This window comes from Nonomuraea sp. NPDC049419 (genome assembly GCF_040676995.1).
Classification (GTDB): domain Bacteria; phylum Actinomycetota; class Actinomycetes; order Streptosporangiales; family Streptosporangiaceae; genus Nonomuraea; species Nonomuraea salmonea.
Genome location: NZ_JBFAQB010000003.1, coordinates 742,518 through 768,013 on the forward strand (window position 1 = coordinate 742,518; position 25,496 = coordinate 768,013).

At 71.9% G+C, this 25,496-nt stretch carries 23 protein-coding genes and 1 pseudogene; 12 read left to right on the plus strand and 12 right to left on the minus strand.

Translation table 11 applies throughout. The annotated features are described in order from the left end of the window. Positions 1 to 45 precede the first annotated feature (45 nt). Complete coding sequence (locus AB0K12_RS13370; RefSeq protein WP_364559492.1) at positions 46 to 735, minus strand: alpha/beta hydrolase; 690 nt, start codon at positions 733 to 735, stop codon at positions 46 to 48. A gap of 223 nt (positions 736 to 958) precedes the next feature. On the opposite strand from AB0K12_RS13370, the gene AB0K12_RS13375 reads away from it, so the two are divergent. Further along, complete coding sequence (locus tag AB0K12_RS13375) at positions 959 to 2,122, plus strand: aminotransferase class I/II-fold pyridoxal phosphate-dependent enzyme (protein ID WP_364559495.1); 1,164 nt, start codon at positions 959 to 961, stop codon at positions 2,120 to 2,122. 29 nt (positions 2,123 to 2,151) lie between these two features. Next, positions 2,152 to 3,078, plus strand: coding sequence for a serine/threonine dehydratase (locus AB0K12_RS13380; protein WP_364559498.1), 927 nt, complete (start codon positions 2,152 to 2,154; stop codon positions 3,076 to 3,078). A 3-nt stretch (positions 3,079 to 3,081) separates the two neighbouring features. Here AB0K12_RS13380 and panB read toward each other — a convergent pair whose 3' ends face one another. Next, positions 3,082 to 3,912 (minus strand): 3-methyl-2-oxobutanoate hydroxymethyltransferase, encoded by an 831-nt coding sequence (panB, locus tag AB0K12_RS13385; protein ID WP_364559500.1) that lies wholly within the window; start codon positions 3,910 to 3,912, stop codon positions 3,082 to 3,084. A 132-nt stretch (positions 3,913 to 4,044) separates the two neighbouring features. On the opposite strand from panB, the gene AB0K12_RS13390 reads away from it, so the two are divergent. From AB0K12_RS13390 to AB0K12_RS13400, 3 genes are all read left to right on the plus strand, one after another. Beyond that, positions 4,045 to 5,277 (plus strand): MFS transporter, encoded by a 1,233-nt coding sequence (locus tag AB0K12_RS13390; RefSeq protein WP_364559503.1) that lies wholly within the window; start codon positions 4,045 to 4,047, stop codon positions 5,275 to 5,277. Positions 5,278 to 5,488: 211 nt separating this feature from the next. Further along, the gene (locus tag AB0K12_RS13395; protein WP_345400762.1) at positions 5,489 to 7,051 is read left to right on the plus strand and encodes an MFS transporter; all 1,563 of its coding nucleotides are present in this window, start codon (positions 5,489 to 5,491) and stop codon (positions 7,049 to 7,051) included. Positions 7,052 to 7,108: 57 nt separating this feature from the next. After that, the gene (locus tag AB0K12_RS13400; RefSeq protein ID WP_364559506.1) at positions 7,109 to 7,783 is read left to right on the plus strand and encodes a TetR/AcrR family transcriptional regulator; all 675 of its coding nucleotides are present in this window, start codon (positions 7,109 to 7,111) and stop codon (positions 7,781 to 7,783) included. On the opposite strand, the gene AB0K12_RS13405 is transcribed toward AB0K12_RS13400, so the two are convergent. Next, positions 7,780 to 8,562, minus strand: coding sequence for an ABC transporter permease (locus AB0K12_RS13405; RefSeq protein ID WP_364559509.1), 783 nt, complete (start codon positions 8,560 to 8,562; stop codon positions 7,780 to 7,782). The genes AB0K12_RS13400 and AB0K12_RS13405 overlap by 4 nt on opposite strands. Next, positions 8,559 to 9,494, minus strand: a complete 936-nt coding sequence (locus AB0K12_RS13410) for an ATP-binding cassette domain-containing protein (protein WP_364559512.1) — start codon at positions 9,492 to 9,494, stop codon at positions 8,559 to 8,561. The genes AB0K12_RS13405 and AB0K12_RS13410 overlap by 4 nt, the downstream gene beginning before the upstream one ends. A 51-nt stretch (positions 9,495 to 9,545) precedes the next feature. Here AB0K12_RS13410 and AB0K12_RS13415 point away from each other — a divergent pair, with 51 nt between their 5' ends. Beyond that, positions 9,546 to 10,292 carry a TetR/AcrR family transcriptional regulator gene (locus tag AB0K12_RS13415; RefSeq protein WP_364559514.1) on the plus strand — a complete coding sequence of 249 codons (747 nt, stop codon included), beginning with the start codon at positions 9,546 to 9,548 and terminating at the stop codon, positions 10,290 to 10,292. A 124-nt stretch (positions 10,293 to 10,416) separates the two neighbouring features. Here AB0K12_RS13415 and AB0K12_RS13420 read toward each other — a convergent pair whose 3' ends face one another. Next, positions 10,417 to 11,547 carry a hypothetical protein gene (locus AB0K12_RS13420; RefSeq protein WP_364559517.1) on the minus strand — a complete coding sequence of 377 codons (1,131 nt, stop codon included), beginning with the start codon at positions 11,545 to 11,547 and terminating at the stop codon, positions 10,417 to 10,419. Positions 11,548 to 11,634: 87 nt separating this feature from the next. Here AB0K12_RS13420 and AB0K12_RS13425 point away from each other — a divergent pair, with 87 nt between their 5' ends. From AB0K12_RS13425 to AB0K12_RS13440, 4 genes and pseudogenes are all read left to right on the plus strand, one after another. Beyond that, a complete protein-coding gene (locus tag AB0K12_RS13425) occupies positions 11,635 to 12,318 on the plus strand; it encodes a TetR/AcrR family transcriptional regulator C-terminal domain-containing protein (protein WP_364559519.1) in 684 nt (227 codons plus the stop codon). Between the two features lie 31 nt (positions 12,319 to 12,349). Further along, the gene (locus tag AB0K12_RS13430) at positions 12,350 to 12,697 is read left to right on the plus strand and encodes a hypothetical protein (protein ID WP_364559522.1); all 348 of its coding nucleotides are present in this window, start codon (positions 12,350 to 12,352) and stop codon (positions 12,695 to 12,697) included. 227 nt (positions 12,698 to 12,924) lie between these two features. Then, a pseudogene (locus AB0K12_RS13435) lies at positions 12,925 to 13,175 on the plus strand (IS607 family transposase); the annotation flags it as partial. Then, positions 13,172 to 14,392, plus strand: a complete 1,221-nt coding sequence (locus tag AB0K12_RS13440) for an RNA-guided endonuclease TnpB family protein (protein ID WP_364559525.1) — start codon at positions 13,172 to 13,174, stop codon at positions 14,390 to 14,392. The pseudogene AB0K12_RS13435 and the gene AB0K12_RS13440, both read left to right, overlap by 4 nt. 104 nt (positions 14,393 to 14,496) lie before the next feature. Here the strand turns inward: AB0K12_RS13440 and AB0K12_RS13445 are convergent, their stop codons facing one another. The 5 genes from AB0K12_RS13445 to AB0K12_RS13465 form a co-directional block, all read right to left on the minus strand. Next, a complete protein-coding gene (locus AB0K12_RS13445) occupies positions 14,497 to 15,477 on the minus strand; it encodes a GNAT family protein (protein WP_364559528.1) in 981 nt (326 codons plus the stop codon). Positions 15,478 to 15,488: 11 nt separating this feature from the next. Then, on the minus strand, positions 15,489 to 16,571 hold the full coding sequence (locus tag AB0K12_RS13450; RefSeq protein ID WP_364559530.1) for a hypothetical protein: 1,083 nt from the start codon (positions 16,569 to 16,571) through the stop codon (positions 15,489 to 15,491). An 84-nt stretch (positions 16,572 to 16,655) separates the two neighbouring features. Continuing rightward, complete coding sequence (locus AB0K12_RS13455; protein ID WP_364559532.1) at positions 16,656 to 18,428, minus strand: NAD+ synthase; 1,773 nt, start codon at positions 18,426 to 18,428, stop codon at positions 16,656 to 16,658. Between the two features lie 52 nt (positions 18,429 to 18,480). Next, on the minus strand, positions 18,481 to 19,908 hold the full coding sequence (locus tag AB0K12_RS13460) for a BTAD domain-containing putative transcriptional regulator (RefSeq protein WP_364559534.1): 1,428 nt from the start codon (positions 19,906 to 19,908) through the stop codon (positions 18,481 to 18,483). Positions 19,909 to 19,997: 89 nt separating this feature from the next. After that, on the minus strand, positions 19,998 to 21,191 hold the full coding sequence (locus AB0K12_RS13465) for an MFS transporter (protein WP_364559537.1): 1,194 nt from the start codon (positions 21,189 to 21,191) through the stop codon (positions 19,998 to 20,000). Between the two features lie 59 nt (positions 21,192 to 21,250). On the opposite strand from AB0K12_RS13465, the gene AB0K12_RS13470 reads away from it, so the two are divergent. Next, positions 21,251 to 22,213 carry a DUF5937 family protein gene (locus AB0K12_RS13470; protein ID WP_364559540.1) on the plus strand — a complete coding sequence of 321 codons (963 nt, stop codon included), beginning with the start codon at positions 21,251 to 21,253 and terminating at the stop codon, positions 22,211 to 22,213. A gap of 37 nt (positions 22,214 to 22,250) precedes the next feature. On the opposite strand, the gene AB0K12_RS13475 is transcribed toward AB0K12_RS13470, so the two are convergent. Both AB0K12_RS13475 and AB0K12_RS13480 read right to left on the minus strand, forming a co-directional pair. After that, positions 22,251 to 23,339, minus strand: a complete 1,089-nt coding sequence (locus tag AB0K12_RS13475; protein ID WP_364559543.1) for a terpene synthase family protein — start codon at positions 23,337 to 23,339, stop codon at positions 22,251 to 22,253. An 89-nt stretch (positions 23,340 to 23,428) separates the two neighbouring features. Then, complete coding sequence (locus tag AB0K12_RS13480; RefSeq protein WP_364559546.1) at positions 23,429 to 23,974, minus strand: hypothetical protein; 546 nt, start codon at positions 23,972 to 23,974, stop codon at positions 23,429 to 23,431. 154 nt (positions 23,975 to 24,128) lie between these two features. Here AB0K12_RS13480 and AB0K12_RS13485 point away from each other — a divergent pair, with 154 nt between their 5' ends. Beyond that, complete coding sequence (locus AB0K12_RS13485) at positions 24,129 to 25,490, plus strand: glutamine synthetase family protein (RefSeq protein WP_364559549.1); 1,362 nt, start codon at positions 24,129 to 24,131, stop codon at positions 25,488 to 25,490. The last annotated feature ends 6 nt before the right edge of the window (positions 25,491 to 25,496 follow it).

Sequence of the window (25,496 nt, forward strand, 5' to 3'; positions counted from 1 at the left end):
GCCGTCCACCTTCGCGGGCGGCCGGCGCGGGCGGCAGTGAGGAATTCACGACTTCCTGGAGAGCTTCAGCAGCGCGTCGGTGACCCCGTCGGGATCGATGAGCTGATGGAGGTGGAGGCCGGGCAGCCGGGTCACCGGCCAGCCGCGCTCGGCCGCGCGCTCGGCGGCGGCGGAGTAGCCGGGGCTGTACCACAGGCACGAGCACCTGACCTCGTCCCACCCGGCGGGGACGGGGATGGGCTGGGTGTAGTAGTCGAGCGGCAGGCGGGGCTGCTCTCCGGCCACCCGGATGCGGACGGAGGGGTCGGGCAGCATGGCCACGACGTCCTCCTCGTCCCACCAGTCGGTCCAGCGGGGGAGCATGCCGTCGGGGCCGGCGAGGTCGCGCAGGAACGGCAGGAACTCCTTCTCGGCCGTCGTGATCAGCCCCTCGCCGGGCGGGACGTGCGCGTCGGCGAACACGCAGGCCACCACCCGGTCGCCGAGCCCCTCCTTGATGACGGGGAGGAAGAACCCGGCGTTGCTGTGGGCGACGAGCACGACGGGCCCGCCGGACGGGGTCGCGGCGCGTACGGCCTCGACAACGCGCGGCCAGTAGGGGGCGCCGCCCGCGCTGATGCCGGTCAGGTCGGGCACCACGGCCGCGTGCCCGCGCCGCTCCAGTGACTCGGCCACGGGCGCCCACGTCGAGGGGCCGACGGAGGGGCTGTGCACGAGTACGAACGTCGTCTGCATGCCCTCCACCCTTACAGAGGCCCGGGACAGAGCGGGACGCCAGGACGGTGGAGGCGCAGCGTGGGCGGGGTGTTCACCGCTCGCGAAAAGCAGCGGGACCCCATGTCCCACCCCGGGTCTGCCATCGGAAGGTCCGACAGGGGATCCTGCTGGTATGAACGATTTCCGCCCCGAGGCGCAGTCCCAGGCCACATCTGCTGATAAGTCCGAAATGTCATCCGAAATGCGGCCAGAAACGCGGACCGTACACGTGCCGCACGTCCCCGTCGAGGGCAGCCGTCCCATCGCCGTGCCCATCTACCAGACCTCTGGGTTCGTCTTCGACGACCCGGCCCTGATGGCCGAGTCGATGGGCCGCCCGGACAAGTCCTTCTTCTACGGGCGCTACAGCAACCCGACCGTGCGCTCGCTGGAATTGGCGGTGTCCGGGCTGGAGGGCGGCGCGGGCGCCATCGCCACCGGCTCCGGCATGGGCGCGATCAACACCGTGCTGCTCGGCCTGCTCAAGCCCGGTGACCACATGGTGGCCCAGAACTCGTTGTACGGCGGCACCGCCGCCATGCTCAACGAGCTGGTCGCCAGGTTCGGGATGGAGGTCTCGTACGTGCCGGAGAACGACCCGGCCGCGCTGCGGGCCGCCGTACGGCCGCAGACCAAGCTCCTCTACATGGAGACCATCAGCAACCCGATGACGCTGGTCGCCGACCTGCCCGCGATGTGCGCGACGGCCCGCGAGCTGGGCATCCTGTCGGTGGTGGACAACACGTTCGCCTCGCCGCTGCTGTGCCGGCCGATCGAGCACGGGGCCGACATCGTGGTCCACTCCTCGACCAAATACCTGTCCGGGCACACCGACGTGGTGGGCGGCATCGCGGTCTTCGCCGACGAGGAGCTGTACCAGCGGGTGTGGCGGTTCAACATCGAGCTGGGCGCCTCGCCCGACCCGTTCGCGGCCTGGCTCACCCTGCGCGGCATGCAGACGCTGGCGCTGCGCATGGAACGCCACTGCGCCAACGCCCGCATCCTGGCGACCCGGCTGGAGGAGCACCCGGCGGTCGCCGCCGTGCACTGGCCCGGCCTCGCCTCGCACCCGTCGTACGAGCTGGCCGGCAAGCTGCTGTCCGGATGCGGCGGCGTGTTCTCCTTCGACCTGACCGGCGGGCGGGAGGCGGGGGAGCGGTTCATGAGCTCCGTACGCCTGGCGCTGCTCGCCCCCTCCCTGGGCGGTGTCGAGACGCTGATCCTGCACCCGGCGACCACCTCCCACCGCTCGCTCAACGCCGAGGAGCTGCGGCGCAGCGGCATCGGCGAGGGCACGGTCCGCATCGCCGTCGGCATCGAGCACCCCGAGGACCTGTGGGCGGACCTCCAGCGGGCCCTGGCATAGCCTGGAACGCGACGATCAAAGGGGGAATCTTGACCACTGTCACCCACGCGGGCGTCGCGGCGGCCGCCGCCCGGATCTCCGGGCACGTCCTGCGCACACCCGTGATCGAGGTCGCACCGCGGCTCTGGCTCAAGCTGGAGCTGCTGCAGCACTCCGGTTCCTTCAAGGTGCGCGGGGCCTTCAACCGCATCATGTCCGCCGGCGACCTGCCCGCCGCCGGGGTCATCGCGGCCAGCGGCGGCAACCACGGGCTCGCGGTGGCGTTCGCGGCGCGCGCGCTGGGCGTGCGGGCGGAGATCTTCGTCCCGACCGTGACCAGCCCGGTGAAGGTGGCCGGGCTGGAGCGGCTGGGCGCGCACATCACCCAGACCGGCGCCATCTACGCCGAGGCGGCCGAGGCCGCGGCCAAGCGGGCCGCAGAGACCGGCGCGCTGTCCGTGCACGCCTACGACCAGCCCGAGGTGGTGGCGGGCCAGGGCACGACCGGGCTGGAGCTGATCGAGCAGACCGGTGCCGTCGACACCGTGCTGGCGGCGGTCGGCGGCGGCGGTTTCGCGGCCGGCATCACGGTGGGCACGTCGGTGTCGGGGCCGCGCATCGTGGCCGTCGAGCCCGAGCGCATCCCCACGCTCAACGCGGCGCTGCGGGCCGGCGAGCCGGTGCCGGTCGAGGTCAGCGGCGTGGGGGCCGACGCGCTGGGGGCCAGCAGGATCGGCGGGCTGGCGTTCCAGATCCTGAACGACCCCCGGGTGGAGAGCGTGCTGGTGAGCGACGAGGCCATCATCGCCGCGCGGCGCACCCTCTGGGAGCGCCACCGGGTGGCGGCCGAGCACGCCGGCGCGGCCGCCTACGCGGCGCTGCTGTCGGGCGCCTACCGGCCGGAGCCGGGGGAGCGCGTGGCGGTGGTGGTGTGCGGCTCCAACACCGACCCCGCCACGCTCACCGCCGAGAACTAGTTCTCAGCTGTACGTGTGCTCGGGTGCCGGGAAGGCACCCGACACCACGTCGCCGGCGAACTCCCGCACCGCCCGGTCCAGCTCGGCGCCGAGGTCGGCGTAGCGCTTGACGAACTTGGCCGGGCGCGGCGTCAGCCCCATGAGGTCCTGCCAGACCAGCACCTGCGCGTCGGTGGCCGCCCCCGCGCCGATGCCGATCGTCGGGATCGCGAGCGAGGTCGTCACCCGCTGCGCGAGATCGGCCGGCACGCATTCGAGCACCACCGCGAACGCCCCGGCCCGCTCGAGGTCCTTGGCGTCCGCCATCAGCTCGTCGCCCGCCTGGCCGCGCCCCTGGACGCGGTAGCCGCCCATCACGTTGACCGACTGCGGGGTCAGGCCGAGGTGCGCCATCACCGGGACGCCGGCCGAGACCAGCGCCTCGACCTGCGGCAGCACCCGGCGCCCGCCCTCCAGCTTGACCGCGTGCGCCCCCGCTTCCTTCATGAACCTGGCCGCCGACTCCAGCGCCTGCTGCGGCGAGCCCTGGTACGACCCGAACGGCAGGTCGGCCACCACGAGCGCGCGCGACGAGCCGCGGACCACGGCCGCGGTCAGCGGCAGCAGGTCGTCCATCGTGACCGGCAGCGTGGAGTCGTAGCCGTAGACGACCATCGCCGCCGAGTCGCCGACCAGCAGCACGGGGATGCCGGCCGCGTCGAACACCTTCGCCGTCATGGCGTCGTAGGCGGTGACCATGGGCCACCGCTCTCCGCGCTGCTTGGCGGCGGTGAGGTCGCGGACGGTGACGCGGCGGCCGGACGCGCCGCCGTACAGCGTGGTTGAAGAGGACATGTGACAACCCTCCAGAAACGTCTCGAGGCGCCCTGCTGCGTCCCCGGACTCCCTCGATGATGGCACGCGGAAAACCGGTGGCGAAAACGTCGGTGGCCTTTGCCAGAATCTGTGCGGAGGTAACGAACGTTCATGGCTCTCGACCCTTACCGAAATCTGCTCAAGATCCCTGGCGTGCCCACGCTGCTCCTGGTGGGGCTGCTGGCGCGGGTGCCGTCCACGGCCACCGCGATGGCACTGACCCTGCACGTCGCCACCACACTCGACCTGGGATACGGCAGAGCCGGGGTGATCACCGCGGTCAGCACGATCGGCATGGCCATCGGTTCCCCGCTGTCGGGCAGGTTCGTCGATCGTCACGGGCTGCGTCCCGTGCTCGTCGTCACGACCGTGGCCCAGGCCGCGTTCTGGGCGTGCGCGTGGTCGCTGCCGTTCCCCGCGCTGCTCGCCGCGACGGCGCTCGCGGGGCTGCTCGGCATGCCGGTGTTCAGCGTGACCCGGCAGTGCCTGGCCGCGATGGTGCCGGTCGACCGGCGGCGCAGCGGGTTCGCGCTCGACTCGATGCTGGTCGAGGTGTCCTACATGGTCGGGCCCGCGCTGGCCGTCGCGGGCATCACCACGTTCGGCAGCGGGGTGACCATGGCCGCGATCGGCGCCGGGCTCACCGTGGCCGGGCTGGGGCTGATCGCGCTCAACCCGCCCACCAGGTCGGCGGAGGAGGACGCCGCGGCGCAGGGCGTGCGGGTGCCCAGGCGGCAGTGGCTCACGCCGGGGTTCGTGGCGCTGCTCGGCACGGTCGCCGCCGCCACGTTCGTGCTGACCGCGTCCGAGCTGTCGCTGGTCGCCACCATCAACGAGGCGGGCCAGACCGCGTGGGTGGGCCTCGCGGTGGCCGTCTGGAGCGGCGCCTCGCTGGTCGGCGGCTTCGTCTACGGCGGGCTGTCGCGGGGCTTCTCGCCGCTGGTGCTGATCGGCGGCATGGGGCTGCTCACCGTTCCGGTCGGGCTGGTCGGCGGCGGGTGGCACTGGGTGGTCCTGGCGCTGCTGCCGGCGGGGCTGCTGTGCGCGCCGTCGTTGTCGTCCACGGTCGACGCGCTCAGCCGGTGGGTGCCGAGCGCGGCCAGGGGTGAGGCGATGGGCCTGCACGGCACGGCGCTGCTGATCGGCGGCGCGGTCTCGGCGCCGATCGCGGGCGCCGTCATCGACGGGGTGGGCCCGTCGTGGGCCTTCGCGGTGGCCGGGCTGGTCGGCGTGGTGATGGTGCTCATCGCCCTGCCCTTCTGGCGCCGCCACCCGTCGGAGCCGACGGTGCTGACCGTTCCCATCACGGAGAAGGTCGTGGCCACCGAGCCCGATCCGGTGTGAGTGTTCTCACCCTCGCTGCCGCAGCCGGGGTTCCGTGAACCCCGGCTGCGGGCTTTCCCGAAGCTGTGACCTGCTACTTCACCCCTCGCGTCGCCGGGATGAGGGCCGCCGTTCACACGGTAGTTACGAAACGGGACCGTTGCGTATCGGAAATAGCTCGCGATACGGTGGCGTTGCGAAACTCTGTCGTATCGAAATTAAGGACTTCTTCATGGACCCGATGACGGGACATCCACGCCGATGGGGCATCCTCGGCGTGCTGGTGTTCAGCCTGCTGGCGGTCGTGCTGGACAACACGATCCTGAACGTCGCGATGAAGACCATCGCCGACGAGACCGTGGGGCTGGGCGCCACCCAGAGTGAGCTCGAATGGGCGATCAACTCCTACACCCTGGTGTTCGCCGGACTGTTGTTCACCTTCGGCGTGATCGGTGACAGGACCGGTCGCAAGCGCATGTTGTTCATCGGCATGGCGCTGTTCGGCCTGGCCTCACTCGCCAGCGCCTACGCCCAGGACCCGATGCAGCTGATCCTGGCCAGGGCGGCGATGGGCATCGGCGGCGCGGCCATCATGCCGGCCACCTTGGCGATCATCTCCAACGTGTTCCCGCCCGGCGAGCGCGGCAAGGCGATCGGCGTGTGGGCCGGCGGCGTGGGCCTCGCCGTCGCGATCGGGCCCATCACCGGCGGCCTGCTCATCGAGCACTTCTGGTGGGGCTCGGTCTTCCTCATCAACGTGCCGATCGTGATCGTCAGCATGATCCTCATCGCGACTCTCGTGCCGGAGTCGCGCGACCCCAAGCCGTCCAGGCTCGACCCCGTCGGCGTGGTGCTGTCGATCATCGGGCTCGTGGCCATCGTGTACGGCATCATCCGCGGCGGCGAGCTGGCCACCGTCGCCAGCGCCGAGGTGCTGGTCCCGACCCTGTTCGGCGTGGCGGTGCTGGCCGTCTTCGTCTGGTGGGAGCGGCGCATCGACCACCCCGTCTTCGACGTGCGCAGCTTCACCAACGTCCGGTTCAGCTCGGCCATCGGCATGATGGGCATCGTCTTCTTCGCGATGATGGGCGGGATGTTCTTCCTGACGTTCTACCTGCAGATCGTGCTGGGCTTCACGCCGGTGCAGGCGGGCGCGCTGATGATCCCGTTCGCGGCGGCGCAGCTCATCTTCGCGCCGCTCAGCCAGCGGGTCACCGAGCGGCTGGGTGCCAAGCTGTCGGCCACGCTGAGCATGATCGTGGTGACGTTCGCGCTCGGCAGCTACGCGTTCATGGACCAGAACACCCCGATCGTGCTCATCGAGGTCATCTTCTTCGTGCAGGGCGCCGCGATGGCCAACATCATGCCGCCGGCGACCACCGCCATCATGGAGTCGCTGCCCCGCGAGAAGGCCGGCGTCGGCTCGGCCATGAGCAACACCGTCCGGCAGGTGGCCGGTGCGCTCGGCGTGGCCGTGCTCGGCTCGGTGCTGTCGTCCAGCTACCGCGGCGAGATCGCGCCCGCGCTGGCCGTGCTGCCCGAAGGCGCGCGGCACGCCGCGGGCGAGTCCATCATGGCGACCATGGGCGTCGTGCAGGAGCTCGGCGAGCGCGGGCAGGCGCTGGTGCAGCCGGCCTTCACCGCCTTCGTCGACGGCATGCACGTGACCGCGCTGGTCTCGGCGGCGATCGGGCTGCTCGGCATCGTCGTGGTGGCCGTGTGGATGCCGGGAAAGCCGCGGCTCGCCAAGCACGCCGAGAACAGGGAGCCGGTGCTGTCGTCCTCGGGAGGATGACGGACATGTCGGTGGGCACGTACCGTTTATCACGGGAAGGGATAGGAGGAGGCTTTTGTGCCTCCTCCTGCCCCCGAGAGCGGCGCGGTGCTGATGGCGCCCGCGCCGGAGATGTATGGTGAGGCCGCGATGTCGATCCAGCAAACCGGGACCGCCCGCCCCGCGGGCCGTCCGCGCAGCGAGAAGGCCGAGAAGGCGATCATCGAGGCGACCCTCGACATGATCGCCGAGGGCCTGGGCATGTCCGATCTGACCATCGAGGCGATCGCCGCGCGGGCGGGAGTCGGCAAGACCACCATCTACCGGCGCTGGGCCAACAAAGAGGACCTCGTCGCCGACGCCCTGTCCACGCTCAAGACGCCGGTGCCGCCGCTGCCCGGCACGTCCGTGCGCGACGACCTGATCGCGCTGGTCGACAGCATGAGCAGAGACGGCAGCGACGCACGCAACCGGTGCGTGCTCAACATCGCGATGAGCGAGGCCGACCGCTACCCGCGCCTGATGGAGCGCTTCGTCAAGCGGGCCGTCGAGCCGCGGCGGGCGGCCATCCGCGCGGTCATCGAGCGCGGCATCGCCACCGGCGAGCTGCGCCGCGACCTCGACGTGCACATGGCGCTCGCCATCATCTCCGGCACGATGATGTACCAGACGAAGCGCAGCCCGGCCGAAGGGCTGCCGCCCGACCTCGGGCAGCGCGTCGTCGACACCGTGCTGGCCGGCCTCGCGCCCTAGCGGCCGGCCGTCCTGCGGCGGAACAACACGGCCGCCACCGGCAGCGCCGCCGCCACCGCGCCCGCCAGCCACGCCGCCACCACCCCGCCCGACGCGCCCATGGGCTGGTCGAGCAGCAGCGCCCGCAGGGCCGTGATGATCGGCGTGAGCGGCTGGGCGAGCGCGAAGTCGCGCAGCACCCCGGGCATCGTCTCGGCGGGCACGATGCCGTCCGACAGGTACGGCAGGAACAACACCACGAAGCTGAACGCTCCCGCCGCCTGCGACGACCTGACCAGCAGCCCCCACACGGCGGCCAGTGCCGACAGGGCCAGCACGTAACCCGTCACCAGGGCCAGCACCAGCGCCCAGTCGGCAGGGGAGGCGTCCGGGCGGAAGCCCAGCAGCAGCGCCGCGGCCAGCGCGATGGCCGACGCGGCCACGTTGCGGATCACCGAGGCCACCACGTGACCCGCCGGGACCACCCAGCCGCCGATCGGCAGGGTGCGGAAGCGGTCGATCATGCCGGCCGTCATGTCCTCGCAGATCGTCACCGCCGTGAGCGCGGCGCCGTAGCCGCCGGACATCAGCAGCACGGCGGGGACGACGAAGTCGACGTACTCCAGGCCGCTGGAGCCGGTGGTGATGGCGCCGCCGAAGACGTACACGAAGAGAATCATGATCATCACGGGCAGGGCCGTGCTGATGATGAGGCCGTCGAGCACGCGCAGGTCGCGGCGCAGGTCGCGGACCACCAGGCGGCGCAGGTCGCCCGCCGCGTCGATCATCGGGGTGCTCATGCGGCCTCCGTCAGTTCCAGGAAGACGTCGTCGAGGGTGGGGGTGCGCAGGCGTACGCGCTCGACGGCGACGCCGGCCCGGTGCAGCGCGTCGAGGGTGCGCCGCAGGTGGTCGGGGTCCTGGAGGGCCAGCGTCAGCTCGCCCGCCGCGTCAGGGTGCGCGCCGGGCAGCGCGGCGCACGCGCGGCCCAGATCGGCGGGGTTCGCGGGACGCAGCGCCAGCCGCTCGACGCCGACCTGACGCTTGAGCGCGGCGGGGGAGCCGTCGGCGACCACGCGCCCGCCGTTGAGCAGCACGACGCGCTCGGCGAGCTGGTCGGCCTCCTCCAGGTACTGCGTGGTGAGCAGGATGGTGGTGCCCTGGGCGAGCAACTCCCTGATCACCGTCCACAGCTCGGCCCTGCTGCGCGGGTCGAGGCCGGTCGTGGGCTCGTCCAGGAACAGGATCGGCGGTGCCGACACCATCCCGGCGGCGAGGTCGAGGCGGCGGCGCATGCCTCCCGAGTACGTCCCCACCCGCCGGTCCGCCGCCTCCACCAGGCCGAAGCGCTCCAGCAGCTCGGCCGTCCGCTCGCGTGCCCGTCGCCTGCCCAGGTGGTGCAGGCCGGCGAACAGCTCCAGGTTCTCCCTTCCCGTCAGCAGGTCGTCCACGGTGGCCTGCTGCGCGGTCAGCCCGATCGCGCGGCGCACCGCCACCCCGTCGGTGCGCACGTCGTGGCCCGCCACCGTGGCCGTGCCCGCGTCGGGGGCGAGCAGCGTGGTCAGGATGCGCACGGTCGTCGTCTTGCCGGAGCCGTTCGGGCCGAGCAGCGCCACTAACGAGCCCGCCGGCACCGTCAGGTCGACGCCGTCCAGCACTCTCTTGCCTTCTCCGAAGGTTTTGACGAGCCCCCTCGCGTTAATTGTGTATGACGTACTGTGTATTGCGTTCATAGTTTTCAGAGTAATGCAGAATCCTAGGGAGGCGTCAAGGAGGAGGGCCGGATGGCGGAGGAGCGGTCGTTGCCGCCGATGCTGCGACGCATGTGGGGGCGCGAGCCGGTGCCCCGACGGGGGCCGCGTCCCCGGCTCGACCTGGCCACGATCACCACCGCCGCCATCGAGATCGCCGACGCCGAGGGCCTGGCCGGCGTCTCCATGGCCGCCGTCGCCTCGCGGGTAGGGGTGGCGACCACGGCGCTCTACCGCTACGTCGACAGCAAGGACGACCTGCTCACCTGCATGGCCGACGGCGTGGCCCCCGAGCCGCCCGACCCGGCGGGGCTCTCCTGGCGCGACTACCTCGCCCTGTGGACCCGCGCCCAGCGCGACATCCTGCTGCGCCACACGTGGCTGCTGTCGATCACCCAGTACGCCCCGCCGCTCGGCCCCAGGCGGCTGCTCTGGCTCGACCGGGCGCTGGCCGCGCTGGCCGGCACCGGGCTCGACGACGGCGAGAAGGTGAACGTGGCCAGCACCCTGACCGGCTACGCGCTGACCGACGCGGCCCTCGCCAGGGCCGCCGAATCCGGGTTCCGCGAGCTCGACCAGAGCGGCGTCGAGGGCGCGGACGACTACGGTGAGCTGCTGGCCGAGATGCTCGACCCCGCCACCTATCCGGCGCTGTCGGCCGCGATGCGGGGCGGGGCGATGCGGGGGGCCGCCGGGTGGACCGACGACGCGGACTTCGCGTTCGGGCTGGGGCTACTGCTTGATGGGGTGGAGCAGCTGATCACCCGCCGCTCCTCCTGACCCCGCCGCTCTTCCGCCTGAGCCTGGGGGCCCTCGCGCCTGCGCCCGGTGGCCCTGCCGCCCGCGCCTGCCCCGCATGACGTCGGCGGGCGCGGGGGTCTTCGGCAAGGTGCCTTTTGCGAGGTCAGGTGAGGGCGGTGGGGAGGAGGCGTTCGGTGAGCAGGCGGCGTGTCCGCTCGGGACCGGTCGCCCAGCGGCGCACCAGTTCCCATCCGTGGAAATATCCGAATATGTACGGACTCATCGGCGACGGCTGGAGGATGCCCAGCGCCCCCTTGGCCTCCTCCTCGGTGACGAGGGCCCAGCGCCGCAGGTAGGCCGTCAGCTCCGCCTCGCCGCGTCCTTCCGCTGCCATGAACGCGACGTTTCCCCATACGCCCCACAGCACGTTCTTGGCGTGGTGCACGGCGGCCAGGTCACCGTCGATGGGCGGGAGCCCGGCCATGGGCAGGGCGATGGCGTTCAGCCAGTCGCGGGCCTCGTTCTCCGGAAACAGCAGCTCCTCGGCCACCAGCCCCAGCCCCTCGCTGAGCACGAACGACGGCGACAGCATGAACCGCACCTCCTCGCCCTTGAGCATCGACTCGGCGATGTGCCCGGGATGACCCTCGTGCGCGACCAGATAGAGCAGATCCGCCAGGTTGAACGGGATGTCGGTGTTGATGTGGATCGTGGACCTGTGCCCGCCCTCGTACGCCCCGGCCCCGTGAAAGGCCACCCCGCTCACCAGCCTGCACTGCACCACCTCGTCCGGCGGCAGCGGCACGATCCGGGCGTTCGTCCGCGCCCTGGTCTCGGCCACCGCCAGCTCCACCAGCTGGGGCAGGAGCTCGACCGGGTCCAGCCGGTACGCCGCCTGCCAGGCCCGCCACCGCTCCGCCAGCGAGCCCCGCGTACCCGGCAGCGCCCGGTCCAGCTCGTCGTGCGCCCGCCCGAACACCTCCTCCGGCACCCACCGCGGCTCCAGGCCCAGGCACTCCCGCGCGTACTCGGCCAGCGGCGCCCGCTCCCCGCCCACGTACCGGGCGGCGGCGCGCATCGCCCGTACCTGGGCGGCCAGATAGGCGTCAGGCGCCGACTCCAGCAGCCGCGCCGCCTCCTCCTCGAGCGCGCCGGCGGACGCGGGCGGCTCTCCGGCGACCAGCTCGCGCCATGCCTCAGGGCCCTCATAGATGAGCGCGGTGCCCGTCACGCCACCGGTCAGGAGCCGGTTGAGCCGCAGCGCCAGCAGGGCGTGCTCTCGCCGCCAGTCCATGCCGTCCCTTCCTTCCTGTCGGGATCTCACGAGGGCGGCCTACGCTAGCCGTACGGTTTTCCGTACAGTGCACGGAAGGACGCGCCGATGCCGGAGAGCATTTGGTTCCGCGACGACGCCCGCCCGCGCCGGCCCCGCCTGTCCCGCGAGCGCATCGTGACCGCCGCCGTCGAGCTCCTCGACGCCGAGGGCGTGGCCGGCTTCTCGATGCGGGCACTCGCCGCCCGCCTCAGGGCGGGGACGATGTCCCTGTACGAGTACGTCCGCAGCAAGGAGGACGTCCTCGACCTCGCCCTCGACGAAGCCATCGGCGAGATCGGCGAACCTCCGGCGGACGGCCCGTGGCGCGACCTCCTGACCGATCACCTGGTCAGGAGCCGAGCCGTCATGCGCCGCCACCCGTGGATGCCCGCCCTCATCGCCACCCGGCCCCTGCTGGGCCCGAACGCGCTCGCCGGCTCCCGCGCGATCTACGGCACGCTCGCCCGCGAGGGCCTGCACGGCCCCGCGCTGACCGCCGCGATCGGCACGCTCTCCTCCTACCTGTACGGCTTCGTCGCCGCGGAGAACACCTGGTGGGCCACGATCCGCACCCTGGCCGCCGACGCCGAACTCCGCGCCCGCGTAGCCGACCACCTGCACCGCCACGAGTCCGAGCTGGGCCACCAGGCCCAGGTGGACGACGGCGACTTCGACACCCAGTTCGGCCTGGGCCTGGACCTGATCCTCGACGGCTTGTCCACCCGCCTGAAGGAAAACCCTCGCGAGTGATCGGGGCGCGGGCCGCTACGCTGACGAGATCATGTGCACCTACGCGATGGTCCACTACAAGGTCCACTACGTGTGCCCGCCATGCCGCCGCAGCTTCAAGCAGCCCTGGCGGCGTCAGGACCCCCGCTGCCCCGGCTGCCAAAGACCGATGCACTACGCCGGCCACGACTTCGCCGCACCCCGCCGTGGTGACGAGCGCCGATGGCGAGCAGTGGAGGCAGTGCTGACGGCGGGCCTCCGCTACGAGGGCTTCGAGCCCTGCGGCTGCGGACGCCAACCCAAGCCCCGCCCCCGCACGAGCGCCGAGGTCCGCGCCCGCCGCCGCCTCGCCACCCGCACCACCCTCTCAGACGCCGAAGCCCTATCCCTACGCCTGTAACGCCACCACCGCCTCTGGAGCGCACCCACAGGCGCGTGAAGGGCCGTTGCCCGGAGGAGTCAGGGGGTTGTCACTGTTAGTGGAATTAGCAGCTTGCGTCAGTTCCTCTCTGCCATTGTGAGGGTGTGAAGCCTTCCGAATGGCCGCGGCGGAACGGCGTGCACTACCCGACCGCCTGGCAGTGGGCACGAGAGGGGAAGATGCCGGTCCCGGTCACCAGGACCCGCCTGCTGCGCGACCCGTCCGCGTCGTTGATCGTGGTCGAGTATCGTGACCGGGCGGCCAGGTTCGGTTTCGAGCAGCTGCCGGTCGCATTCGAGGCGAGCAGGCGGCGCATCGTCGTGATCGACGACGACGAAGCCGCGCCGATGTCGACGACGATCTGGTCCGCGACATGATCCATGCCCGCTTGTACGGGCGCCGCTCGGCATCGCGCTGCACCGGGGCGGCCTTGCGCGCGGTGCGGGAGGCGGTATGAGCGATCGGCAGGGATACCGCGTGGAGCTGGCTGTGACGCTTGAGCAGCGTGTCCGACTCGCCCAGCACGCGGGCCTGTCGCGGGTGGTGGAGAACTTCTGCCTGGAGAAGGTGAAGGCCGCGCTCGCCCAGCGGGAGGCGGAGAAGACCTACGGCGTGCCGGAGGAGGATCTGACACCCATTCCGTGGTCGGCTCCCGCGCTGGAGCGGATGTGGCGTGCAGAGCACCGCGCCCGCTTCCCGTGGTTCACCGGGGAGGGCTTGTCCTCCAGGGTGCCGAAGGAGGCGTGCCGGGTCCGGGCGGCCGGGTTCAGGAACTTCTTCGACTCCAGATCGGGGAAGAGGAAGGGCCGTAAGGCCGGGTTTCCGGGCTGGCGCACGCGCAAGCACGGCTTGAGGTTCCGCTATGACGCTGACCGTGCCCGGCCTGAGTCTTCTCGGCTTGTCCGCGTTCCCGGCGTCGGGATAGTGCGCACGCGCGAGGACATGTCGTGGCTGACCGGTCGCATCGCGGGCGGGCGCGCTCGGGTCGTCGGCGCCACCGTGCGCGAGCAGGCCGGGCGTTGGTGGGTGTCGTTCCAGCTCGAGATCGACCGTACGGACGTCAACGAGCGGCGGACGGTCGCGGCAGAGGCGCCGGCGTGCGGGATCGACGTCGGGATCACGACGTTCGCCACGATCGTGGACGACGACGGCACCGTCACCGAGATCCAGGCCCCCAAGCCGCTCAAGGCCAGCCTGCGTAAACTCCGCACAGCAGGCAAAGCGGTCTCACGCAAGAAGCCCGGCTCGAGCAACCGGGCCAAGGCCGTCCGACGTCTGGCCACGGTTCATCTCCAGGTGGCTCATCGGCGGGGGGACTTCCTGCACAAGACGACGACGATGCTCGCGAGATCCAAGCGGGCCATCGCCGTCGAAACGCTGAACGTCACCGGCATGGTCGCCAACCGGCGGCTGGCCCGCGCGATCTGCGATCTGGGGTTCGGCGAGTTCTTGCGCCAGCTCGCGTACAAGAGCCGCTGGTACGGCTCGAGCGTGTGGGCGGCCGACCGCTGGTACCCGTCCTCGAGACTCTGCGGCGGCTGCGGGGCTGTCAACCGGGATCTGACCTTGGCGGATCGGGCGTGGACGTGCGGGTGCGGACGCGAGCACGACCGTGACGTCAACGCCGCCCGCAACCTGCTCCAGGCCATGAACCTCGAGCAGGCCGCGGCATAGCCCACGTCGCCGGGCAGTTCCCCGGAGACGCTAAACGCCTGTGGAGGCGACGTAAGACCTCGAGCGATCGAGGCAGATGCCAGCGAAGCAGGCAAGAGAATCACTCAGATTCTCCGAACGGTCAGCTTCCAGAGGTGGCCGATCAGGCGGAGGCCGAGGCGTTCGGCTACGCGTTGGGAGGAGCGGTTGTCGGCGCTCGTGCTGTAGTACAGCCGGACGCCCGGCAGCAGGCTCGCCCAGGCGGCGGTGGTGGCGGCGGCGTGGCCTCGGCCGCGGTGGGCGAGGGAGGTCCACGTGCCGGCCTCGGCGCCTCCCGGGGTGTTGCGGGCGGTGTGGCAGATCGACACCACCTCGCCGTCCTCCACGATCATCGCCCACGGGGCTCCTTCGCCGCCCGCGACCAGCTCGTCCCACTCGCCGGGCGCCCATTCGGCGGGGCGCAGCGGACGTACGAGCCGGGCGTGCGCCTCCGACGCCGACGTGACCACCTCCGCGGGTACGTCGAACCGCACCGGCCCCTCCACCACATAGCTGAACCCCTCAGACAGGGTGACCCGGTCACCGCCGAGCATCGCCCTGCACGTGGCCAGCACCTCCGGAAAGCGCCCGCCTCCCGACGACACGGCTCCGAGCAGGCGCTCGGCCAGCTCGTCGGGGAGGTGGCCCGCCACGGCGGCGGTCAGCCCGCCCGTGTGGAGGTGCTCCGGCCCGGCGGTGTCCAGGCCGTCGGAGGGGGCGTCATCCGGCGCGGCGGTGGCCGCCGCCCCGTCGGGCTGGGCACGGTCTGCTGCGGGAGCGGTCAGGCCGGTGCCGGGCACGCCGGTGATGGCCGGACCGGTGGCAGGGGCGCTGGTGGTGGTCGGGCCGAGGGCGGTGGAGCCGGGGGCGGGCACGCTGGGGGTGGTCGGGCCCGTGGCGGGTACGCCGATCACCATGTCTTCGGGGCCGGGAAGGCGGCCGCGTTCGTCGAGGCGCCAGATGACGCCCACCTCGATGCGCAGCAGGTCGGTGTCGGTCAGGCGGGGTGTCCGGGGAGCGTGGCCGGGCAAGCGTCTGTCGTCAGGGTCGCTGTCGTCTGAGGTCATGGTGTTCGAGCCTAGGCCGTCACGGGTGCGGGGGTCAGGGTGAAGGGGATGGTGGCGGCTACGCGGCCGTTGACGATGACGTCGAGCTCTCGGGCGCCCGGCGGCTCGTCGCGGGTGGTGACCGGGCGGAACGAGTGGGTCTTGCGTACGGTGAACCGCGCTCCTGGTTCGTCGGCGTCGCGCTGGCCCAGATGGAACACGCGGCGCGAGCCCGCTCGCCTGATCGCGTATTTCAGCAGCACAGGGCCCGCCGCGCCCGCCGTCACCGTGACCGCGAAGGCCAGCTTGCCGCCCACCGCCACCGTGTCGGACTCCAGCGCCAAGGTGTCCACCGAGCCGCTGCCCGGGGTGGCGCCCATCAGGGCCAGGGCCTCGGGGTGGCCGGCGCGGAGCAGGCCGCGTACGGCGTGACGCAGCACCCGCTCCACGTGCGAGCCGCCGTCGGAGCGCCAGCGGGCCAGCAGGCCGAGCGCGACCTCGGGGTGGTCTTTGGCGAGGTCGTTGACGTGGTTGGCGACCGAGCGGCGAACATATTCGCTCGCGTCGTCGCGCAGCCGGTCGAGGAGCGGGAGCGTCGGCCCCGGCGTCATCAGCCAGGACACCCGCGTGGCCCACGGCAGCCTCGGGCGGGAACCCTCGGAGGCCAGGCGGCGCAGGTGCTCGTCAGGAGACCCGGCCCACCCGTGCATGATCTTGAGGGCGTCGTCGCGGTGACGCTCAAGGAAGGGGCGTACGGCGAACTCGCCCGTCGCGTACGGCGTCAGCACGGCCAGCGTGCGCATCCCGTCGTCGAGGTGGTCGAGGCCCCGCTGGGCGGTGTGCTCGGTGGCGGGCCAGCCGCTCCACATGTCGAGCTTCACCCGCCCGGCCGCCTCACGGACGATCTCGGCCGCCTGCGGGTAGGGCAGCGGCAGCGCCTCGTCGAGCGCGGCGGCGACGTGGGTGACCCGGGCCTTCAGCTCCAGGCCGTCGAGCCCGTGGACCGCCTGCTCCACGAACCGCTCGCGCGGGAACGCCGCCCATGCCGCGGACAGCCCGTCGGCCAGCACGGACACCGACCCGTGGTTGATCATTTCCTTCAGAGGTTGAGCCACGGGAAGACCTTGCCAGGCGCCACCGACAGTTCCCGGTCGAAGCGAGAACACGGCCCCGCCGGCAGCGGGGCCGTGCGGGCCGGATCAGGTGGTCTCGCGCCAGCGGTTGGTGATGGGGAGGCGGCGGTCGCGGCCGAAGTTCTTCGGGGTGATCTTGGGGCCGGGCGGGTACTGGCGCCGCTTGTACTCCGCCAGGTCCACCAGCCGGATCACCCGCGTCACCAGCGCGGGATCGTGCCCGGCCGCGATGAGCTCCTGCGAGCCCATGTCCTTCTCCACGTAGTCGTCGAGCAGCCGGTCGAGCACCTCGTACGGCGGCAGCGAGTCGGTGTCGCGCTGGTCGGGACGCAGCTCGGCGCTGGGCTCCTTGGTGATGGAGTTCTCGGGGATGGGCCGCTCGGCGTCGAGCAGGAACCCGGGGAGCGTGTGGGCGTTGCGCCACCTGGACAGCTCCCACACCATCGTCTTCGGCACGTCCTTGATGGGCGCGAAGCCGCCGGCCGAGTCGCCGTAGAGGGTGGAGTAGCCGGTGGCCAGCTCGCTCTTGTTGCCGGTGGTCAGCACCAGGTGACCGTGCTCGTTGGACAGCCCCATGAGCAGCATGCCGCGTACCCGCGCCTGGAGGTTCTCGGCGGCCAGGCCGGACAGGTCGATCTCCTTCTCGTACGCGTTGACGATCTCGGCGATCGGCACCACCCGTGCGTTGATGCCTTGCCTGCGCACCAGCTCCTCGGCGTCGGCCAGGGAGTGGTCGGAGGAGTAACGGGACGGCATGAGGACGACGTTGACCCGCGAGGGACCGATGGCGTCGGAGGCGATGGTGGCGGTCAGCGCGGAGTCGATGCCGCCGGACAGGCCGAGGATGACGGACTGGAAGCCGTTCTTGGCGACGTAGTCGCGCACCGCGAGCACCAGCGCGGCGTAGACCTCGGCGTGCGGGTCGAGGCGCGGCGCCACGGTGGCGGGCTCGCGCGGGTAGGGGGCGAGGGGTTCGTCCGACAGCACCAGGCGCTCGACGGTGATGGTGGAGCCGTCGCCCGCGTCGTACGGGTACGTGCCCGGCTCGGCCTGCGACACGGGCAGCCCGTCGAGGTCGGCGATCAGCAGCTCCTCCTTGAACTGCCCGGCCCGCGCCACCAGCTCGCCCGCCTCGTCGACCACGATGGAGTCGCCGTCGAAGACCAGCTCGTCCTGCCCGCCGACCTGGTTGACGTAGACGAGCGCGCAGCCGGCCTCGCGGGCGCGCCGCGCGCACAGCTCCAGCCGTACGTCGTCCTTCTCCTTCTCGTACGGCGAGGCGTTCGGCGAGATCAGCAGCCCGGCGCCGGCCTGGCCGACGACGGACACGGGGCCGCCCTCCTGCCAGAGGTCCTCGCACACCGCGATGGCCACGTCGACGCCGTGCAGCCGGAAGATGGGCAGCCGGTCGCCGCGCACGAAGTAGCGGTATTCGTCGAACACGCCGTAGTTGGGCAGGTGGTGCTTGGCGGTCCTGATGACCACCTCGCCCTTGTGCAGCAGGGCGGCGGCGTCGAGCGGGGCGCCCTTGGGCTGCCCGACGCGAGGCGCCAGGCCGGCGCGGTCGACGTAGCCGACCACGACCGGGAGGTCGCCGAGGCCCTCGCCGGCCAGCCTGCGCGCCACCTCCTCAAGCGTCCTGATGCTGGCGTCCACGAATGACGTGCGCAGCACCAGGTCCTCCACCGGGTAGCCGGTGAGGAACATTTCGGTGAAGACGACGAGATGGGCCCCGCGTCCGGCCGCCTCGCGGGTCCACGCGATGAGCCGGTCGGCGTTGGCGCTCAGGTCGCCCACGGTCGGATTGGTCTGTGCCAGGGCAATGCGCAGTTGTGCCACGCGACCAGCCTAGTACGCCATGATTTTTATCGTCAAAGAGACGAAAAGTAGGTCATCTCGCTCCTGGAGTGACCAGGCCCGACTCGTACGCGGCCATCACGAGCTGCGCCCGGTCCGTCAGCCCCAGGTGCTCCAGCAGCGACGTGACGACGACACCCACCTCCTCCTCGGGCAGCGAGAGCGTCCGCCCGATCTGCTGGTCGCTCAGCCCGCGAGCCACCAGCTTCAGCACGTCCAGCCGGTCGTCGGGCAGCCCGGCCAGCGCGGGAGGCGAGCCGGGGTCGCTGCGGCCGGCGAACGCCGAGATCAGCCGCATCGTCACCGCCGGGTCGATGAGCGCGTCACCGGCCGCCGCCGCCCTGATCGCGGTCACGAACTGCTCCGGCGCCGACGTCTTCAGCACGAACCCGCTCACTCCCGCACGCAGCGCGGCATAAAGGTTCTCGTCGCTGCCGAACGTGGTCATCATCACGACCTTCGGCGGCTTCGGCGCGGCGAGGATCCTGCGGGCCGCGGCCAGGCCGTCGAGGTGCGGCATCTGGATGTCGAGCAGCACCACGTCGGGCCGCGTCTCCAGGACGGCGGCGATGGCCTCCTCGCCGTCGGCCGCCTCGCCCGCGGGGGTCAGCCCAGGCTCGGCCTCCAGCATCGCGCGCACGCCCGTCCGTACGAGCGCCTGGTCGTCGGCCACCAGCACCCGCAGCTCCGGCCCCGGCTCGCGCGCCACCGGCGGCGGGTCGTCCAGGCGCTGGGCCAGCATGTCGGCCTCCAGACCGGTGAGCGTGGCCGACAGGTCGAGGCCCAGCTCGTCCCGCCAGACGGCGCGCGCCCTGCGCAGCGCCGCGAGCGCGTCGCCCTGACGGCCCAGCCGGTAGAGCGCGAGTGCGAGCAGCCGCCACGCCTCCTCGCGCAGCGGGTACGCCGACGCGTGCGCCTCCAGGTCGGCGGCCAGCGAGCGCGCCCGGCCCAGCGCCAGCCCGGCCTCGGCCCGCCGCTCGACCGCGGTCAGCCGCAGCTCCTCCAGCCGGCTCGCCTCCGTGGCCGCCCAGCTCAGCTCGGCGAACTCGGCCAGCGCCGGACCTCGCCACAGCCCCAGCGCGCTGTCCATGTCGGCCCACACCTGCGCGGGCGGGCCGTCCGACTTCACCAGCGACTCGAACCGCCAGGCGTCCACCTGCTCGACGGCGGCGCGCAGCGCGTAGCCGGGCGGCGCGGACACCAGCACCGACGCCTCCTCGCGCGGCGCGCGGCCGGGTTCGAGCGCGCGGCGCAGGCGCGAGACGTACCCCTGGATGGTGGACAGGGCCTGCGGCGGCGGCGCGCCCGGCCACAGCTCGTCGATGAGGGTGGCCACGGGGACGGCGCGGCCTGCGGCGACCAGCAGCCGGGCGAGCACCGCCCGCTGCCGCTGCCCGCCGAGGTCGATGGGGGAGCCGTCGGCCCAGGCCTGGAACGGTCCGAGAGCGGTGAAGATCAGCATGTCAGGCGTAACTGTAGAGGGAGAGCGCGCGGCCGGTATATGGCGAAACTTCACATCTCCTCGGTACGCCGGAGAGCCAGGGAAAGCGGTCAGCGGCGGCGGACGGCGGGGCCGAGGAGCAGCATGCCGGCCGCCGCCGTCGCGCCCACCCCGCCGATCGTGAACCACAGCGCCTTGGAGCCCAGTTCGAGCAGCACCCCGCCGAGCGTCGGCGCCAGCACGGCCGCCAGCGACCAGGCGAACCCGAACAGCCCGGAGTACCGTCCGCGCAGGTGGGGCGGGGCGAGCCGGGCCACGATGGAGCCGGGGATGCCGGCCGTGATGATCTCACCGGCCGTCCACACCACGATCGTCGCCACCAGCCCCCACGCGGTGGTGACGAACGCGGTCATCGCGAACCCGGCCGCCATCACCGCCAGCCCCAGCGCGAACGTCCGGGCCGGATCACGCCGTCCCAGCCACCCCGACACGAGCGGCTGGACGATGACGATGAGCACCCCGTTGAGCGCCATGGCCAGGCCGTACGTGCCCAGCGGGAGCTTGACCACCTTCGTCATGGCCACCGGCAGCATGGAGAGCGTCTGGGAGTAGACCACCGCGTTGCCCAGCACGACCAGCGTGAAGCCGAGCATGACCCGGTCGCGCAGCACCACCCCGAACCCGCCGGTCGACTCGTGCCCCTGCGGCCTGGTCTCCGGCACGGCCCGCCACACCAGCACGGCGAAGATCAGGCAGGACACCGCGTCGATCCAGAACAGCCACAGGAAGCCGAGCTGCGCCAGCCACCCGCCCGCCGTCACGCCGATGGAGTAGCCGAGGTTGACCCCCCAGAACAGCAGCCCGTACGCCCGCGGCCGCTCCTCCGGCGAGACCAGGTCGGCGACCATGGCGTTCGAGGCCGGCCGGTAGATGTCCATGACCAGGCCGAGGCAGAACATCGAGGCCAGGATCGCGGGCAGCGACGTGCTGTAGCCCAGCGCCAGCATGAACACCGCCGTCGCCACCATGCCGCCCGTGAGCGTCACCCGCCGCCCGATGCGGTCGGTGAGCACCCCCGAGATGAACTGCGACAGCAGCGACCCCGCACCGAACACGCCCATCACCAGGCCCGCGGCGGCGAGCGACATCCCGCGGCTCTGGGTCAGGAAGACGCCGGTGAACGGCATCACCATGGTGCCCAGGCGGTTCACCACGGTGCCGCCCCACAGCGCCCAGAACGGGCGGGGCAGCCCGCCGACCATGGACCGGACGAACGAGGGTTTCTCGGCAGTTGTGCTCGACACGCTGGACAGCGTGATGGGTCGGATGCCGCGGCGCGAACGATTTAGGCGAGACTAAAAGCATGTCCATCACCTGGCGGCTCAGCCCTGAGGACGTCGCGCGCCTGCGCTTCGCGTTCTCCCCGATGTGGGAGCTGGTGGCGAGCCTGCGCACCCTGCGCGCGCCCTCACGGCAGTCGGTCCACCTGCCCTGGATCAAGGTCGTCCGGCCCCGCCTGGACGGGCTCGACCTGACCGAGCTGTTCGCGCTGGTGCCGCCGGCCGGCTACCTCGCCGACTTCATCACCCCGCCGCCCGACACGCCGCTGCCCGACTTCGCCTCCGAGCTCGACCGGGTCAGGCGCAGCGACCCCGAGCGGGTCAGGCACGAGGCGGCGCGCCTGCGGGCCGGCGCGCCCGAGGTGATCGACCGGTTCATGGCCGACCCCGAGGCGGGCGTCGCGCGGGTGGCCGACACGCTGGAGGCGTACTGGGAGCGGTGCTTCGCCGAGTTCTGGCCCCGCGTGTACGGGCTGCTCGAACGCGACGTGCTGCGCCGCTCGCGCGAACTCGCCCAGGGCGGTGCCCACGCGCTGTTCGCCGGCCTCGGCCCCGAGGTGCGCTGGACGGGGGAGCACCTGCTCATCCAGCGGCCTTCGTGCGTGCTCGACGGGCCCCACGGCGACGGGCTCGTGCTCGTGCCGAGCGCCTTCTACTGGCCGTCCGTGGCCGTGATGTCGGCTCCGTACCAGCCGATGCTGGTCTATCCCGTGCAGGGCGTCGGCACCCTGTGGGTGCAGGGGCCGCCGCCCGCGCCCGACGCGCTCGCCGCGCTGATCGGCAGGAGCAGGGCGCGCATCCTGCTCGCGCTCGCCGAGCCCGCCACCACCTCCGCGCTGGCCGCCCGCATGGAGCTCACGCCCGGCGCGGTCAGCCAGCACCTGAGCGTGCTCAGCGGGGGCGGGCTCGCCGTGGGGATGCGGCTCGGCAAGCAGGTCGTCTACCGCCGTACGCCGGCCGGCGACATGCTCGCCGGCACCCGCTGACCACCCATGCGCCCCACCCGGGGCGGCGTCCGGCGGCTCAGGCGTAGCGCTTCGACTCCAGGAGCCAGTCCAGGTGGGCGCGCGGCGCCGCCAGGTACGCGCACGCCACCTTGCTGACGTCCCGCGCCGCGGCGGGCGCCAGGTCGTCCAAGGGGAGCCGCCTGGCCGCCTGGCGCATGTCCTGGCAGCGCGCCGCGATCCGGTCGAGCACCCATGCCGTCGCCTCCCGCTCGCCCAGCCCGAGCTGCCGCATCGCCAGCACCACGAAGTTGTGCACGTCGCCGCGCTCCTTGGGCCGCGAGGCGACGTCGTTGCACCAGGCCGTCACGTCGCTGCAGGCGTCCACGAGCAGCCGCCACGGCTCCGACTCGTGCACCCAGGCCGGCACCTCGACCCGCAGGCACGGCTCGACCAGGTCGTACAGGTAGGGCCCCACCGTGCCCCTGCGCAGCTCCGGGTACTCCTCGATCGTCGGCATCCGCCCCGCCGCGCGGTTGTCGGCCTCGGTGCGGCAGGCGTCGTACTGGCGCTGCAGCCCCACCGCGAACCTGGCCCGCCACCGGTCGCTCATCCGCACGCTCGTCACCCGCCACAGGTCGGCGAAGGCCGCCTCCAGCGGATGACGGGCGGTGCCCGCCAGCATGCCGTGGAAGACCTCCAGCGGCCCCGACCGCTCGTCCAGCTCGTCGTCCAGGTGGAACAGCCAGGTCAGCCACTGCGCGAACAGCGCCGCCGCGGCGGCGTCGAACTCGGCGAACGCGCGGCCCGCCATCCGGTGGTAGCCGACGCCGGGGTCGGCGGGCAGGCCCGTACGCCTGGCCCAGTCGATGACGGCGGCCTCGATCGCGTACACGGCCGGGTGCATCCGGCACGGCGCCGCCATGGCGGGCACCCGCTCGGTCAGCGGCAGCAGCGCCGTCGCGGGCGAGCCGCCCCTGCGCGGCAGCGGCAGCAGCGACGACAGCGCCGTGCGCAGCGCGGTCCGCACCGTGGACAGCACGGTGCCGGACGGGCCTGCGGACGGGCTGACGGAAGGGCCGCCGGACGGGACGGCGGGTGGGCCCGACGGCGCGTCGGCGGGCGCGGGCTCCCCACTGTCCGAGGGACTGTTGACTGTGCTCTTCATGGGCTCTTCACCGTGTTCTCTGCGTTCTCCGCGTTCTCCGCGCTCTGCGTCTCTTGCCGTACTCCTCACAGCACTGGGGACAGTGCTCTTCACAGAGGGCCGAAAAGCCAGTTTCCGGTCGCGTTGGGATCGTCGCTGCGGTAGTAGTCGGCGGCGGCGAGGACCAGCTCCTCCACCGTGAGCAGGCCCCTCGCCTCCCGGTCGAGCCGGTCGAACGCCTGGTCCACGTCGTCGTAGGCGACGCCGAACGCCGACAGCAGCGTCCGGAACTCGCCCATCGCGACCTCGCCGTCGCGGTCGCCGTCGCACAGTTCCGCCACCGCGACCGTGGCGGGACGGAACACCGGGTCGTAGTGCTCGCCGGTGACGAACGCCGCGGTCATCCCCTTGAGGAAGTCGGGGCGCGCGATGCCGGAGTCGCCGTCGCGTTCGAGCGCGTCGGACAGGGTGAACCAGATACGGTCGAAGCTCTCGACGAGGCGCGCCCCGGTGACCGAGGTGGGGGACTCGCCGAAGCCCACCAGGATGCGGGCGCCCAGCCCCAGCAGGTCCTCACGCTCGACGACGCCGTTGCCGTTCGCGTCGATGTGGTCGAACGCCCGATCGAGCTTGTGATTGAGCAGGTCGATGGCCACCCTTGCCTCCCCCGAGACTGACTGCGTTGATCACAGTAGGTCGGGGCGGGCCCTTTGTCAGCGAGGCTCGCACCGGCGACCCCCGTAACGTGTGCGAAACACGGACACGGCATGCTGGTAGGTGACCTGTACTTTCGTCGAACGAGGGGATGCTGTGGACCGCCAGCAGGAGTTCGTGCTCCGCACGCTCGAGGAACGCGACATCCGGTTCATCCGGCTGTGGTTCACTGACGTGCTCGGCTTCCTCAAGTCCGTGGCCATCGCGCCGGCCGAGCTCGAAGGCGCGTTCGCCGAGGGCATCGGTTTCGACGGCTCGGCGATCGAGGGCTTCGCCCGTGTCTACGAGTCCGACATGCTGGCCAAGCCCGACCCCGCGACGTTCCAGATCCTGCCCTGGCGCAGCGAGACGCCGGGCGCGGCGCGCATCTTCTGCGACATCCTCATGCCCGACGGCTCGCCGTCCCACGCCGACCCGCGCTGGGTGCTCAAGCGCACGCTCGCCAAGTGCGCCGACATGGGCTTCACCTTCTACACCCACCCCGAGATCGAGTTCTTCCTGCTCAAGAACAGGCCGGAGCCGGGCGAGCGGCCCGAGCCCATCGACTCGGGCGGCTACTTCGACCACACGCCCCACAGTTCGGGCCACGACTTCCGCCGCCAGGCGATCATGATGCTGGAGTCGATGGGCATCTCCGTCGAGTTCAGCCACCACGAGGGCGCCCCCGGCCAGCAGGAGATCGACCTGCGCTACGCCGACGCGCTCACCACGGCCGACAACATCATGACCTTCCGCCTGGTCATGAAGGAGGTCGCGCTGGAGCAGGGCATCTGGGCCTCGTTCATGCCCAAGCCGTTCACCGAGCACCCCGGCTCCGGCATGCACACCCACATGTCGCTGTTCGAAGGCGACAGGAACGCCTTCTACGAGGCGGGCTCCGACTACCGGCTGTCCAAGGTCGGCCGCTCGTTCATCGCGGGCCTGCTCAGGCACGCCGCCGAGATCACCGCCATCACCAACCAGTGGGTCAACTCCTACAAGCGGCTGTGGGGCGGCGCCGAGGCCATCGCGGGGCAGGGCGGCGAGGCCCCATCCTACGTGTGCTGGGGCCACAACAACCGCTCGGCGCTGGTCCGGGTGCCGATGTACAAGCCGCACAAGGGCGGCTCGACCCGCATCGAGTTCCGCTCGCTCGACTCCGCCTGCAACCCCTACCTCGCCTTCGCGCTCATCCTCGCGGCGGGCCTGAAGGGCATCGAAGAGGGCTACGAGCTGCCCGCCGCCGCCGAGGACAACGTCTGGACCCTCACCAGCGCCGAGCGCCGCGCCCTGGGCATCCAGCCGCTGCCCGGGTCGCTCAACGACGCCATCGAGGTCATGGAGCGCAGCGAGCTGGTGGCCGAGACGCTGGGCGAGCACGTCTTCGACTTCTTCCTGCGCAACAAGCGCAGCGAGTGGCGCGAATACCGCCGCCACGTCACCGAGTTCGAGCTCGGCCGCTACCTGCCGATCCTCTGAGGTGAT